Genomic DNA, 14,263 nt, shown 5'->3' on the forward strand with positions numbered 1-14,263 from the left:
CTCGCGCCGCGCCGGTACCAGGATGGGCGAAGGACCCCGCCCAATTGATAAGTAAGAAGTGCGCGGAAAAGGGCTGGAGCCAGCGCCTTTTTTGCTTGCGCCCGGGCGCGCCGCTTGCGCGCCGCCACGCTTGTGCGACGTTTCTTCCGGGTGCCCCCACCACGACCTCATGCCGAATTCCGCCCCGCCGCCTCGCTCCGAACTGACGCGCCGAATCGTCGGCGATCTCGCGCATGCGGTATGGCGTTATCGCTGGCAGACCAGCGGGGCGCTCGCGCTGATGATCGCCGCGCGGCTCGCGACCGTGCTGATGCCGCTCACGCTGAAGCACATCGTCGACGAACTGAGCCATCCGCTCGCGCATGTGGCGTTTCCAGTGTTCCTCGTGCTCGCCTATGCGCTGCTACGATTTTTCGGCGACGCGCTGAACGAGGCGCGCGACGTCGTGTTCAGCATCGTCGTGCAACGCACGGTCGCGGCGCTGACCGAGCGGACCTTCGCGCATCTGCATCGGTTGAGCGCGCGCTTTCATGCGCGGCGCGAGACTGGCGCGATCGTGCGCGACGTGCAGAAAGGCGCCGACGGCATCGGCTTTCTGCTCGGCACCGCGCTGTTTACGATCGTGCCGACCTTCTTCGAGATCGCGGTGATCGTCGCGATCATGGTGCATAGCTACGCGCGCGAATTCATGCTCGTGATCGTCGTGACCTTCGTGCTGTATGCGGGCTACACGTTCGTGTTCACGCGGCGGCGCGTCGCATTCCAGCGCGCGGTCAATCTGCTCGAAGCGCAATCGGACGGGCGGCTCGTCGACAGTCTGCTGAACTACGACACGGTCAAATACTTCGCGACCGAAGAGAGCGAGACGCAACGGCTCGGCAACGTGCTGGAGAAGTGGGTGCACGCGCGCATCGCTAACCAGAACGCGTTGACCGCATTGCACGTGGGACAGAGCGCGGTGATCGCGCTCGGGGTAGCGGCGGTCATGCTGCTTGCCGCGCAGCACGTGGTGGCCGGCAGCATGAGCGTCGGCGATCTGATTCTGGTGAACGCCTACCTGATCCAGATCTGCATGCCGCTGAATACGCTCGGCTTCGTGTTTCGCGAGACCAACGACGCGCTCGTCAACGTCGAGCGCATGTTCGTGATTCTGGTCGCGCGCGGCCGCGTCGGCGAGGATATCGATGCGCGCGACGCGCAGCCGCTGAAGGTCGGCGCGGGGCTGATCGAGTTCGAACATGTCGATTTCGGCTACGACACGGCGCGTCGGGTGCTGCGCGATGTCGACTTTCACGCGTATCCGGGCAAGACGCTCGCGGTGGTCGGCGGCAGCGGCTCGGGCAAATCGACGCTCGTGAAGCTGCTGTTTCGCCTCTATCGGCCCGAGCGCGGCATGATCCGCATCGACGGGCAGGACATCAGCATGCTCACGCAGCGCAGTCTGCGCGAGGCCATCGGCATCGTGCCGCAGGACACCGTGCTGTTCAATGAAACGATCGCCTACAACATTGCCTATGGACGTCCGTCGGCGACGCGCGCGGACGTCGTGCGGGCGGCGCGGGCCGCGCAGCTCGACGAGTTCATCGAGCGCTTGCCCGACCATTACGACACGCGCGTGGGCGAGCGGGGCGTGCGGCTATCGGGCGGCGAGCGGCAGCGCATCGCGATTGCGCGCGCGATTCTGAAGGACCCGCGCATCATCGTGTTCGACGAGGCGACCTCGGCGCTCGACACGCGCTCCGAGCGCGCGATCCAGACCGAGCTGACGCGCCTCGCGCAAGGCCGCACGTCGATCGTGATCGCGCATCGACTTTCTACCGTCGTCGACGCGGACTGGATTCTGGTGATGGAGCACGGCCAGGTGGTCGAGCAGGGCACGCATCGGGAACTGCTCGCGCGCGAGGGCGTGTACGCGAAAATGTGGTCGCTGCAATGGCAGCAGGGCGAACTCGAACACGCGCAGCGCCGGCTGACCGCGCGATCGGTCAGCGTCAGCGCATTGACGGCGGGTGTGATCGATGCATTGCACGACGAGATCGCCGAGCGGCGCGTCGTCGTCTACGCGGAGCCGTCCGACCACGAGCTGCGGTTGACCGGCGATCCGAGCGTGCTGCAACCGTTGATCGCCGAGTTGTGCCGCAATGAGATCGCGCAGGCGAGCCCTGGGCAGCGCATCGCGTTGCGCGCGCAGCGGCACGGCAATCATGTGTGGTTCAGCGTGCTCGGCATGGGCGACAAGCCGGCCGAGCTATCGCAGGCGGCGGCGCGGCAGATGGAAAGCGCGCTGGCAGCCGCGGGCGGCAGCTTCACGCTGACGCCGCTGAACGGGCGGCTCGCCTATGTGGCGATGCTGCCGCTGCGGCCGGTCGCGGATGCGCAATCGCCACTGGCGTCGGCGCCCACGGCGCCGGATTCGGCGGAGCCCGCTCCGCTCGATGGCCTCTTCGTGCTCGCCATCGACGACCAGGAAGAAGCGCGCGACGCGCTCGAAGCGGTGCTGAGCACGAGCGGCGCACGCGTACGGCTATGTGCAGCTGGCACCGAAGCGCTGGACTGGCTGCGCGCGACGGACCCGGCGCAATGGCCGCACGTGCTGCTCTGCGATCTGATGCTGGCCGGCGAAGATGGCTATGACGTGCTGAGCCGTTTGCGCGCACTGGAAGGCGGGCGGCCGTCGATACGGGGCGGCCCACTGCCCGCGATCGCGCTGACCGGCTACACGGACGCACTCGACGAACAGCGTGCGCGCACCGTGGGTTTCGACGCGCACTTGCACAAGCCCGTGGCGCCCGCAGAACTGATCGCCGCGATCCGGCGGCTCGCGCAGGCGCCGTCGCGCACGGACACGGCGTTGCCGCGATCATGATGCGCGCGATTCAGGTCTGGGCGAGGTCTCAGATCGGCGCGTCGAACTTGCCACCAACAGTCGTCGTTGCGGACGCGTCGAGATTGCGCTCGGCCGCGCGCACGCGGTCGCGCATCGCGAGGATCGACCGGGGGACCACCCGGCGTTCTCGCACGGTCCACGCCAGCCCGGCCAGTAATTCGGTGCCGTCGCGCATCAGCGTGCCTTCCCGCGCGAATACGTCGAGGGCGCGCAGAGTCGCGCTCAACGCTTCGCCCAACGGCAGACGCAGCCACGCGACCCACGCGGCGTTGCGCGCGAGCATGCGACGGCGCAACGCGCTGTCGCGCACCGGCGACGGATGGTGATGGAGCGTCAACTGCTCGCAGTAAACGATCGCATGTCCCGACGCGAGCACGTCGAGCGAAACGAGTGTTTCCTCACCGCCGATGAAAAGACGCGGCTCATAGCCGCCGATCTCGCGATACAGCGCCGCGCGAAACACGCATGCGCCCGCCATCAAGCCGATCAAGGAGGGCCCCGGCAGACCGACACGGCCGAGCGGGCTTGCGCGCATCAACGCACAGGTCGGATCCGTCGTGTTGTCCGCGCCGACCGCGACGCGCGCATTCAGCACCCGACGCGCGGCCATGCATCGAGCAATTGCACCGCGCGTTCGAGCGAGCCCGGGCCCCACCAGGTGTCGTCATCGCAGAACGCGACATAGTCGGTCTCGACGCACGCGACCGCGTGGTTGCGGCCCGCCGCGCCGAGATTGCCGTTGCATTCGACGACGCGAACGCTCGGATAGCGCGCTTCGACGAGTGCGACCGTGTTGTCGGTGGAACCGTTGTCGGCGACGATGATCGGCGGGTTTTCGGGTAACGCGAGCAGACGTTCCAGGGTGGTGAGCAATTCGCCCGCACGGTTATACGTGAGAACGACGACCGAAATGCGCGGGTGGGGGGCTTTGGTTTGCATGCTGTGCAATCGCTTCGACGGTTGGACTGCGACGACGAAGCAAACCTCGTGCCGTGCGTCACGCGTTTTGCGTAGATCGACTCGATTCGTCGCGGCCAAGCGGCCAATAGCGTTCGGACGAAAAAAGGCTTGCCTGTCCTTCGGGACCGAATGCGCGCAATTGGCTGCGATAGGCGTCGAGTGCCGCGCGCTTCATGCGCTCGTGTTGCGTGGTGCCGGGCACGTTCAACGCATGCGGCGTGTTGGCGGCATAGCCGCGTTTCGCGAGGTCGGACAGGCGCGCTTGCACGACGCCGGACATGCGCCGGTAGGGCACATCTTCATAGGCGATGAACGGAGTGGCTGGCTGACGCTGCATCAGTGCGAGACAGGCATTGGACACGAGAACGTGATCCGAATGGAACAGGCCCAACGGCATCACGACGCGCGTCGGTTTTGCGTGAGAAACAGTCTGGCTCAACGCGGTGAACAGCTCATCCGCACCGGGCGACGCATGGTATTGCGCGTCGCGGAACAGCAGATGCACGGGAATCGCCGACAACAACCCCAGCGCCTCCCGGTCTTCCGCCTGACGTGCGCGCATCGCTTCGAACGTGTCGGCGAAACCGGCCGCGCGGTCCCAATCGGTCGTCATGTTCCCGGCGGGCGGCGCGGTGAAAACCGTGCAGACGACCGTGCCGGGATGCGCGGCGATCAGAAGTCCGCAGCTGAGGACCGCATCGTCGAGATGCGGTGAGATGACGAGCAAGCGCTGGTTCGATTCCATACCGGCGATTAGCAAGCTACATTCCGCCGGCGCGGTGCGCGGAGGGTCGGTGCGGGAATAGCACTTGCTCCCATTGCGGTTCTGCTACCCGCTTGCCACTTCAAATGATCCGCCACTCACTTCAGAAGGGCGAAGCATGACGAACGACGAAGTGGCGAGCCCGCGCACGCAACGGCGGCGGCTTGGAGGATGGCTGCCGCGCGAGGAAGCGCAGCTCGCGCACTACCGGACCATGCTGGTCGCCAAAGCGCGCGAACGTGCGCGCACGGCGCCACGCACGCGCGCGGTGATCGTGATCAAGTGCGAGGATCCGGCGGTGGGGCAGGTGGCGTGCGTGTTCGTTGGCATGGCGGACGTGTCGTCGTGCAGGATCGAGGCGTTGCCTGGTCAGCGCGTCAGAAAGGGCGATGAGTTGGGTTTTTTCCAGTACGGCGGATCGACCTGCTGCCTGGTGTTCGAGCCGGGCGTGATAGATCGCTTCGTCGTGGAACCGCCGTTCGGCGACAGGCAGCCACCGATCGAGGTCAACGCGGCCGTTGCGAGGGTCGCGTCGCGCAACGCGTCGTCGTCGCAAAGCAACGGATAGACCCGTTGCGCCCCGTCAAGCCGCTAGTTCAGCCGCGCAGCCGCGCGAAAATACTCATCAGGTCTTCGAGAACCACCGGCTTTTTCAGGTGCGCGTCGAAGCCCGCGTCTTCGGCCGCGCTGACGTCCGCCTGCTGGCCGAAGCCGCTGACCGCGATACAGATCACGGACTTCATCGCCGGCATACCGCGCAGCTTGCCGATGAACTCCATACCGTCCATGCCCGGCATGCCGATGTCGGACAGGATGATATCGGGCGCGTTGCCGTTGATGATCGTCAGCGCTTCCTCGCCGCTCGTCGCGGTCCGCACTTCGGCGCCCTCGCTTTCCAGCAGCAGCTTGAAGGTTTCGACGGTCGCGGCGTCGTCGTCGACCATCAGGATGCGCGTGCCTTTCAACGGCTCGGCGGTGACGTCGATACCCGCGCTCGTGCGGGTGGCGAGCCGGTGGGTGGGCAGGGTCACCGTGAACGTTGCACCGCGGCCGACGCCGTCCGACTCCGCACGCACCGCGCCGCCGTGCAGGTTGACCAGATCACGCACCAGCGCGAGGCCGATGCCGAGGCCCCCGCGGCGCGAGCTCGGATCGCGGCTCTGCTGGAACATCTCGAAGATATGCGGCAGCAGCGACGCCTCGATGCCGATGCCGGTATCGCTGACGCGCAGCACGGCCTCGGCGTGATCGTTGACCTGCAACGACACATGGATCGAACCGCGCTGCGTGAACTTCAGCGCATTGCTGATCAGATTCCACACGATCTGCTCGATCCGCGTGAGGTCGGCGTGAACGATCACGGGCGCATCGGTCATCTCGACGCTGAGCGTGATGCCGCGTTGCGCGGCATCGTCCTGCACCGCGTTGCACACGCGCTGCACGATCTCGCGCATGTCCACTACGGTGCGCACGACCGACAGCTTGCCCGTGCGCACGCGCGAAATGTCGAGCAGATCGTCGATGATTTGCGCCTGGCCCATCACGGTGCGGCGGATCGTATCGGTCGCGCGCGACACGTTCAGGTTCTGCCGCGCTTCCGGCGCGCGCGCGATCAGCTCGGCACTGGCCGAAATCAGGTTCAGCGGATGCTTGAGCTCGTGCGACACGACCGCGAGAAATTCGTCGCGGCGCCGCTGCGCGTCGCGCTCGCTCGCCGCGCGCAGCGTTTCGACATGGGTGCCGCGTCCCGAGGTCGGTTCGTGCACATATTCGCCGAGATCGCGCGTGATCTTCGCAAAGCCGCTGATGCCCGGTTCGTCGAGACGGGACAGCACGCCGCTCGCGAAAAAGCGCGTGCCGTCCTTGCGCAGATGCCAGCACTCCTCTTCGGCGCGGCCGTTCAGACGCGCTTCGGCGAACTCGCGTTGCGCGACGTTGCCGGCGCGGTCCTCGTCGGTGTACAGGATGTCGGCGGACCGGCCGATCATTTCGGCTTCCGAATAGCCGAAAATCCGTTCCGCGCCCGCGTTCCAGCTAGTGATCACGCCGTTATCGTCGAACGTGATGATCGCGTAGTCCTTGGTGCCCTCCGCGACGATGCGCATGCGCCGCTCGCCTTCGCGCAGCCGGTCTTCCGCCTGACGGCGATCGGTGATGTCGATGAACGACAGCACCGCGCCGTCGATGCGGTCTTCCGTCGTGCGGTAGGGCACGAAGCGGGCAAGATACCAGCGCCCGTCGTTACTCTTCAGCTCGCGTTCGATCAGGCGCAGCGAGTCGAACGCTTCGGCCGCGTCGTCGGCGAGCCTGTCGTATTCGAGCCGGTGCGTGATGTCGAGCAGCGAGCGGCCGATGTCCGATGGAATGATGCTGAAGACGTCGGTTGCGCGCGGCGTATAGCGCTTGATGCAGAAGTTGCGGTCGACGAAGATCGTGCCGATGTCGTTCGCGGCGATCAGGTTGTGCAAGTCGTCGTTGATCTTGCCGGTTTCCTCGACCTTCGACTTCAGTTCCGCGTTGACCGTGGTCAGCTCCTCGTTGATCGATTGCAGCTCTTCCTTGCTGGTTTCGAGTTCCTCGGTCGCCGAGCGCAGTTCCTCGTTGATCGCCTGCAATTCCTCGTTCGACGCCTTCAGCTCCTCGGTCGAGGTTTCCGACTGCTCGATCGTGGACTGCAACTGTTCCTTCGTGCGTTGCAGCTCGCGTTCGAGCTGGCTGACGATCGGGTCTTTCTGCACGTCGGCCGAGGCCGTTTCCGCGTTGGCCATGCTGTCCTCGACCTCGTCGAACAGCACCAGCACGAAGTCCGCGTTCGCTTCCGGATCGTGCACCGGCCGCGCGGTCATGTTGACGAAGTACGAACGGCCATCGCGTTCGATGTGTACACGGCGCGCTTCGACACTGCGGTTCGTGTGCAAGGCCTGATAGATCGCGGTGCGCAGTTCGAGCCGCAGTTCCGGGCGCACGGCGGCCACGATGTGATGCGACGGCTCGCCGCCGGAATATTGCAGAAAACGCCCGGCGCGATCGGACAGATGAACGATTTCGGATTCGCGGCTCACCAGCACGCTGGGCGGCGCATATTGCTCGACGAGCCGCTGATGCAGATCGCCGAACGAGAAGCGCCGGCGCCCTGTCGGCTGCACCGTGGTCACCACGGGCCGCGATCTCATCGTGCCCGACATCGCGATCGGCACCGGCGTGTCGCCGCGCACGGCCAGGTTCGCGCGATAGATGCGGTTGCGCTTGTCGACCACGGTGAACATCGAGCTCACGCTGTCGGCCGATTCCGAGCTGCCGAGAAACAGCACGCCGCCGGGCCGCAGCGCGAAGTGGAACATCCGCAGAATTTCGATCTGCGCTTCGCGGTCGAGGTAGATCAGCAGGTTGCGGCAGCAGATCATGTCGAGCCGCGAGAACGGCGGATCGCTGAGCACGTTATGGTGCGCGAACAGCATGCGTTCGCGCAGTTCCTTCTTGATCCGGAAGTGCGCGGCGTCCTTCGTGAAGAACTGGCGGATGCGCGCCGGCGTCAGGTCGGCGAAGACCGAGTCCGGGTACAGACCGGTGCGTGCGAACGAAATGGCGCGCTCGTCGATGTCGGTCGCGAATACCTGAAACGACACGCCCTCGTGTGACTTTATCGAGCGCTCCTGCATCAGCATGGCGAGCGAATACGCTTCCTCGCCGGTCGCGCAGCCCACCGACCAAACGCGGATACGGCCCTGCTCGCCGCGCTGTTCGAACAGGGGCGGCAACACCTCCCGCTCGAGCACGTCGAATGCTTCCTTGTCACGGAAGAAATTGGTGACGCTGATCAGCATGTCCTGCAGCAGCGCCTGGGTTTCTTCGGGATGCAGATGCAAATAGTCGCGATACGCCTGCAGCTCGGTGATGCCGTTGACCTGCAGCCGGCGTTCGATGCGGCGCAGGACCGTAGCCCGCTTGTAATGGCGGAAGTCGTGCGCGGTGCGGGTGCGCAGGATCACCATGATCTCGCGCAACGCGCGTTCCGCCGACTCGTTGACCGTGTCTTCGTCGGGCTCTTCCGCCTGCGCGGCCGGCAAATGGATTTCCCGCGCGGTGGACCACAGATCCATCAGCCGTTGCGGCATCTCGGCCCCGGTCATCACGAAGTCGGCCATGCCGGTCGCGATCGCGCTGCGCGGCATGCTGTCGTATTCGGCCTCGGAAGGGTCCTGCACGAGCGTAATGCCGCCCATTTCCTTGATACGCGACAGGCCGACCGAGCCGTCCGAGCCCGCGCCCGACATCACGATGCCGATCGCGCGTTCGCGGTGCGCCTCCGCGAGCGTGCGGAAGAACAGATCGATGCTCGCCCGGCGTCCTTCCTCGGACTGCTTCTGCGTGACGCGCAGGTAGCCGTCGACCATGATCATCTCGAACGAGGGCGCGACCAGATAAACGTGATCCGATTCGATTGGCGTGGGGCCCGTGACCTGCTGCACCGGCATGCTGGTGACTTTCTGCAGCAGCGAGGCCAGATTGCTTTCGTGATCCGGCGACAGGTGAACGACCACTACGAAGGCCATCGACGTGTGCGCAGGCAGCGCCTCGAAGAATTCCGTCAGCGCGTTGAGCCCCCCCGCCGATGCGCCGATACCGACGATCGGATAGTGTGCCTGGCTAGGCAGAGACTGCCCTCGCTTTTTTGACATGGCTGCGCGTCCCTAAAAGGATAGTCCAGCGGTGGATTTTTATAGGGCAACGAGCCCATTTCCTGCTGGGCCAGACACCCATTATCTCGCATTGGACTTATATTTCCAGCAGCATGGAATGCAGGAGTTCGGCCGCGTGGCCCCGCGCGCCGCGCGTTGTCCTCCTCGCGCTGTTGCGCCGCGGTGTCTCCTGTCCTGGCGAAATTGGCCAAGCTCCAGGCTGAACATTTCGCGCTCGCGCAGCGCCTTGCGCAACGAGTCCCCGGCATCGACCTTGCGGCCGTCGTCGAGCGCTGCGCCCGAGTAGGCATGACCGAGGCCGATCACCGCGCCGTGGAAAGACTGTTCGACGCCTTCGGCAAATCGCGCGGCGACGAGCGCGACACGCACGAAGCCGAAGCCGCGCTGGCGCAGCGCGCGTGCGAAGAGCTGACGATGCATACGATCATCGAGGAAGATCTGTTGTATCCGGCCGCGCAACAGGCGCTGCCCGACGACGACAAGCTCGATGTCGATGAAGCCTACGTCGAGCATTTTCTGGTGAAAACGCTGATCGCGAAGTTCGAGACGCTGAAGCCGGGCGACAAAGGCTTCGACGCGACGTTCAAGGTCATGTCCGAGCTCGTGCGGCATCACGTCGAGGAAGAGGAAGGCGAACTCTTTCCGGCCTTGCGGCGCACCGGCTGCGATCTCGCCGCGCTCGGTGAAAAGATCGCGGCGCGCAAGCAAACGCTGCAAGCCAGGCTGGATCAGGCGGGCAGTCGCGCGGTCGGCGACAAGACCTGATGGGAGCCTTGAATTTGCGCGCGGCGCTCGCACTGATTCGTTTAAAACGTCGCTGCGACAGTCTTGTCTATAAGTCGACACTTACGGACGTCCGCTCCCTGTTACATGTCCATTAACATCGATTTCAGGAGGGTACAACAGGATCGCCTGATGCAGCAGGGGAGAGCCATGTCAAGGAGAAAGCTGAAACTGACGCAGTATCTGGCGGCAGGGGTCGCCTCGCGCGACGACTTTTCCATCTACGTCACCGCGCGCCGCAGCGCCGATGGGCGATTCTATGCCGATCTGCTGGTGAGCCGTAAAGTGGATGGCCGCCGTCTGTTCCCGTTCGATGGCGCGCCCGAAGTCGGTCCGTTCAACAGTATCGAGGAAGCGCGGCTCGCCGCCGAGGAGTACGGTGCGCGAATCGTCGCGGCCGACCTTGCCTGTCCCGAGGCGTGAGCGCGCGGGCCGCCGCGATATCGCCTGGCGACACGATCCCCTTCAAACGCTTGCCCTGGTTCACGACTGGCACGCGGTGGATCTGTGCCCGCCGTTTTCGTTCTGACGTCGTCGACGTCGCCTTCCTCGAGCGCCAGTCCGGCGGCGCGCTGATTTGATTGGCACGTCGAATAGCGGGGTGCCATCGAACGAACGCGCGCCGCGCGGAACAACGCTTGCTAGCCTGTGGCTCGCCGTCATTCGGGCACGGTGCATGTGGCGCCGTACCGCGGCATCGCTCACGTTCACGGAGAAGCACTTATGGACAAGGAACTCGAAGCCCGCATTCGCACGCGGGCATACCAGATCTGGGAAAACGATCCGTCGCCGGAAGGGAGAGCCGACGACCATTGGGAAGAAGCGCGCCGGCAGATCGAGGCGGAAGGCGCGGCCGACGAGGCTGCCGTGCCGCAGGAGCCGACCGATCAGTCCGCGGAGCGCGAGCGCGGCTCGCGCATCGCGCCCGAAGAGCAACTGCAGGAAATGTCGGACGATGACATGGAACCGCCGAAGCGCGCCACGCGGCCGCGCGCCGGATAAGCGAGCGCCGCCCCTTTACACCGACGCCGGCGATGGCGTCGGTGCCACCGGCCATGCGCGTTGGTGGCGCGTCTCGGTCTCTCATCGGTGGTCCCGCTCGACGCGCGGGAGTTGATCGAAATAATGCTCGACGCGCGACAGCGCATACAGCGCGGCGGCCGACCGCACGTCGTTGCGGTCGCCCGAAAAGCGCCGCGTCTCGGCGAAGGTGGTGAACTCATTGCCGCGCCGTCGGATCGACCACGCGAAGCATTGCGTGCCTGGTGGCGGATCGTCAGCGGAGCCGCCATGCGCGCCGCTATCGGCGAGCCCCGTGTTCGATACCGCGATGTCCGCGCAGCAGCCTTCCTGGCGCAGCGCGCCCTCGGCCATTTCGCGCGCGACCGCTTCGCTGGTAAGCCCGTATTGCTTCATCGTGCTTTGCCGATGGCGAGTAGCTGACGAAGCCGACATCGAGACACGCGCCGCTACCCGGCACGCTCGCCAGATACGACGCGATCTGGCCGCCGGTGCAGGATTCGGCGGTCGCGAGCTTCAGACCTCGCGAGCTGAGGAAGGACACGACCTGCATGGGAATGTTCATGATTTTCGCTTTGGTTGTGCGAGGGATTCGGACGGCATTTTGTTCGTGCAATCGCTCCCGAGAAGCGCGCAGCAAAGATCGGTCCGGGCGCGCTTCACGTTTCGCGCATCGCCACGAGCACCTGCCGGCGGTATGCTCATTGCTGAAGCGTGAAAGAGCAGCGGACTCGCGCGCGGCCCCGTCGCAATGCGTGGCGCGCGCCGCGCCGCGCATTCGCGAGGAGGCGGCGATGAGCGATTTCGACGAAGCGCGCGCATGGATGGTCGAACGGCAGATCGTGCAACGCGGCGTGCGCGACGACTACGTGATCGAGGCGATGCGGCGCGTGCCGCGCGAGGCATTCGTGCCATCCGAACTGCGCGAATTCGCGTATGACGATACGCCGCTGCCGATCGGCGGCGAGCAGTCGATCTCGCAGCCGTACATCGTCGCGAAGATGCTCGCGGCCGCCGAGTTGCAGCCCGGCGATCACGTGCTCGACATTGGCACGGGCTCCGGCTATGCGGCCGCGATCGCCGCGGAGATCGCGGGCCGGGTGGATTCCATCGAACGCGACCCGAGCCTCGCCGAGGGCGCGCGCGAGCGCCTGCAGCGGCTCGGCTACGAGAACGTCGAAGTGCATGTCGGCGACGGCACCGCAGGTCTTGCCGCGCATGCGCCCTATAACGCGATCATCGCGGCGGCGGGCGGACCGCGTGTGCCGCGAGCGCTGCGCATGCAACTCGCCGTGGGCGGACGGCTCGTGATGCCGGTCGGCAGCAGTCAGAGCCGTCAGCGGCTCGTGAAGATCGTGCGGCGCGGTGAACACGACTACGACGAACATGCGTTCGGCGACGTGCGCTTCGTGCCGCTCGTCGGCGACGATGGCTGGCCGGAGCCAGGCGGCGCGCCGCGCGCGGATTTGCGGCCCGCATCCACGTCCACGCCCATCCCGCTCACGCCTACGCCGGCCGCGCCTACGCCGGCCGCACCTATGCCGGCCGCGCTCGAACTCGCGATTTGCGACGCGGCCGAACCGTTGCCCGACATCGATTCTGCGGAATTCGCGGCATTTTTCGATCGCTTCGCCGGGCATCGCGTCGTGCTGCTCGGCGAGGCCAGTCACGGCACGTCGGAGTTCTACCGTGCGCGCGCGGCGATCACGCGGCGCCTCGTCGAGCAGCACGGTTTTTCGATGATCGCGGTCGAGGCCGACTGGCCCGACGCCGCGATCGTCGACCGGCATGTGCGCGATCGGCCGATGCCCGGCGGGCGGTCCCGACCGTTTCGCCGCTTTCCGACCTGGATGTGGCGCAACACCGACTTCATGGGCTTGGTCGCGTGGCTGCGCTCGCACAACGCCGCGCACCCCGAGCGCGAAACGCGCTTTTACGGGCTCGATATCTACAGCCTTTCCGAATCGATCGACGCGGTATTGCGCTATCTCGACAGCGTCGACCCTGCCGCGGCGCGCATCGCTCGCGAGCGTTATGGGTGCCTCAGTCCGTGGCAGAAAGATCCGGCCGTGTATGGACGCGCCGCGTTGAGCGGCGGCTACGCCCAGTGCGAAGAGCACGTGGTCGCGCAACTCGGCGATCTGCTGAAAAGCCGGCTCGACTATGCGCGCGAAGACGGCGAGCGCTTCCTCGACGCGGCGCAGAACGCGCGGCTCGTGGCGGTCGCCGAGCACTACTATCGCGCGATGTACTACGGCGGGCCGCAAAGCTGGAATCTGCGCGACACGCATATGTTCGACACGCTGCGTCATACGCTCGACAGCCGCGGGCCGCAGGCGCGTCTGGTCGTGTGGGCGCACAACTCGCATATCGGCGACGCGAGCGCCACGCAGATGGGCCGCATGCAGGACGAGATCAATCTCGGCCAGCTGTGTCGCGCGCAGTTCGGCGACGCGGCGGCGCTGATCGGGTTTGGCACGCACAGCGGCACGGTCGCCGCGGCGAGCGATTGGGGCGGACCGATGGAGGTCAAGACCGTGCAGCCATCGCTCGAGGGCAGCGTCGAATTCAGCATGCACGGCACGGGTCTCCCGCGCTTCCTGCTCGACCTGCGGCCCGGCATGCACGACGCGCTGCGCGAACGGCTGCGCGCGCCGCTATTGGAGCGCTTCATCGGCGTCATCTACCGTCCCGGGACCGAGCGGTATAGCCATTACGCGGAAGCGTCGCTGGCCGAGCAGTTCGATGCGTTCGTGTGGTTCGATCGCACGAGCGCGGTGAGCGCGCTGCCCGTTTCCGCCGACGAAAAGAACCACGCGGCGGAGACTTTTCCATTCGGTGTGTGAGGGCGGTCGGCACGCTCACGCCTCAGGCGAGGAACGCGGCTTGCAACGGAACGGACAGGGCATTCCAGCTGGTCCGAACCGAGGGGTCGCTCATGAACAAGGTTGTACAGCGCCTTGCCATCGCCGCGAAGTTGGGTGTTGCCAGTGGCGTCGTCTGCGCGCAAGGCGCCCGGCGAGCTGAGCCGCGACCAGGCGAACCGTGAACACGCGGGGCGCGCGAACCAGGCCGCGGTTCAGCACGGACAGTGCCGCCAGCATGGCGCGAGCAGCGCGCGCTAGCGGCGACGCGGCCCGGCTGCCGCCA

The 14,263-nt window shown here is 65.9% G+C and carries 7 protein-coding genes and 3 pseudogenes; 6 read left to right on the top strand and 4 right to left on the bottom strand.

Going from position 1 to position 14,263, the window contains the following annotated elements; genetic code table 11:
• The first annotated feature begins 169 nt into the window (after nucleotides 1-169).
• A complete protein-coding gene (locus HDG32_RS15440; protein WP_184068454.1) occupies nucleotides 170-2,866 on the top strand; it encodes an ATP-binding cassette domain-containing protein in 2,697 nt (898 codons plus the stop codon).
• Between the two features lie 28 nt (nucleotides 2,867-2,894).
• Here HDG32_RS15440 and HDG32_RS15445 read toward each other — a convergent pair.
• A pseudogene (locus HDG32_RS15445) lies at nucleotides 2,895-3,826 on the bottom strand (glycosyltransferase family 2 protein).
• Between the two features lie 58 nt (nucleotides 3,827-3,884).
• A complete protein-coding gene (locus tag HDG32_RS15450; RefSeq protein WP_184068559.1) occupies nucleotides 3,885-4,592 on the bottom strand; it encodes a PIG-L deacetylase family protein in 708 nt (235 codons plus the stop codon).
• A gap of 265 nt (nucleotides 4,593-4,857) precedes the next feature.
• Between HDG32_RS15450 and HDG32_RS15455 the strand changes: the two are divergent.
• A pseudogene (locus HDG32_RS15455) lies at nucleotides 4,858-5,178 on the top strand (phosphatidylserine decarboxylase); the annotation flags it as partial.
• 28 nt (nucleotides 5,179-5,206) lie between these two features.
• Here HDG32_RS15455 and HDG32_RS15460 read toward each other — a convergent pair.
• Nucleotides 5,207-9,289 (bottom strand): CheR family methyltransferase, encoded by a 4,083-nt coding sequence (locus tag HDG32_RS15460; RefSeq protein WP_184068457.1) that lies wholly within the window; start codon nucleotides 9,287-9,289, stop codon nucleotides 5,207-5,209.
• Nucleotides 9,290-9,598: 309 nt separating this feature from the next.
• Here HDG32_RS15460 and HDG32_RS15465 point away from each other — a divergent pair, with 309 nt between their 5' ends.
• The 3 genes from HDG32_RS15465 (at nucleotide 9,599) to HDG32_RS15480 (ending at nucleotide 11,095) form a co-directional block, all read left to right on the top strand.
• Nucleotides 9,599-10,075: a hemerythrin domain-containing protein gene (locus tag HDG32_RS15465; RefSeq protein WP_184068460.1), complete on the top strand. Its 477-nt coding sequence runs from the start codon at nucleotides 9,599-9,601 to the stop codon at nucleotides 10,073-10,075.
• Between the two features lie 168 nt (nucleotides 10,076-10,243).
• Complete coding sequence (locus HDG32_RS15470) at nucleotides 10,244-10,516, top strand: DUF6723 family protein (RefSeq protein WP_184068463.1); 273 nt, start codon at nucleotides 10,244-10,246, stop codon at nucleotides 10,514-10,516.
• 300 nt (nucleotides 10,517-10,816) lie between these two features.
• The gene (locus HDG32_RS15480; RefSeq protein WP_184023396.1) at nucleotides 10,817-11,095 is read left to right on the top strand and encodes a DUF2934 domain-containing protein; all 279 of its coding nucleotides are present in this window, start codon (nucleotides 10,817-10,819) and stop codon (nucleotides 11,093-11,095) included.
• Nucleotides 11,096-11,176: 81 nt separating this feature from the next.
• Here the strand turns inward: HDG32_RS15480 and HDG32_RS15485 are convergent.
• Nucleotides 11,177-11,678 (bottom strand): annotated as a pseudogene (locus HDG32_RS15485) (CinA family protein).
• Nucleotides 11,679-11,907: 229 nt separating this feature from the next.
• On the opposite strand from HDG32_RS15485, the gene HDG32_RS15490 reads away from it, so the two are divergent.
• Complete coding sequence (locus tag HDG32_RS15490) at nucleotides 11,908-13,959, top strand: protein-L-isoaspartate(D-aspartate) O-methyltransferase (protein ID WP_184068469.1); 2,052 nt, start codon at nucleotides 11,908-11,910, stop codon at nucleotides 13,957-13,959.
• The last annotated feature ends 304 nt before the right edge of the window (nucleotides 13,960-14,263 follow it).

The organism is Paraburkholderia sp. CI2, assembly GCF_014201055.1.
Taxonomy (GTDB): domain Bacteria; phylum Pseudomonadota; class Gammaproteobacteria; order Burkholderiales; family Burkholderiaceae; genus Paraburkholderia; species Paraburkholderia tuberum.

Bases quoted from the DNA above. Each gene is read 5' to 3' on its own strand.
- HDG32_RS15440 (WP_184068454.1), top strand. From the start codon at position 170: ATGCCGAATTCCGCCCCGCCGCCTCGCTCCGAACTGACGCGCCGAATC.
- HDG32_RS15450 (WP_184068559.1), bottom strand. From the start codon at position 4,592: ATGGAATCGAACCAGCGCTTGCTCGTCATCTCACCGCATCTCGACGAT.
- HDG32_RS15460 (WP_184068457.1), bottom strand. From the start codon at position 9,289: ATGTCAAAAAAGCGAGGGCAGTCTCTGCCTAGCCAGGCACACTATCCG.
- HDG32_RS15465 (WP_184068460.1), top strand. From the start codon at position 9,599: ATGACCGAGGCCGATCACCGCGCCGTGGAAAGACTGTTCGACGCCTTC.
- HDG32_RS15470 (WP_184068463.1), top strand. From the start codon at position 10,244: ATGTCAAGGAGAAAGCTGAAACTGACGCAGTATCTGGCGGCAGGGGTC.
- HDG32_RS15480 (WP_184023396.1), top strand. From the start codon at position 10,817: ATGGACAAGGAACTCGAAGCCCGCATTCGCACGCGGGCATACCAGATC.
- HDG32_RS15490 (WP_184068469.1), top strand. From the start codon at position 11,908: ATGAGCGATTTCGACGAAGCGCGCGCATGGATGGTCGAACGGCAGATC.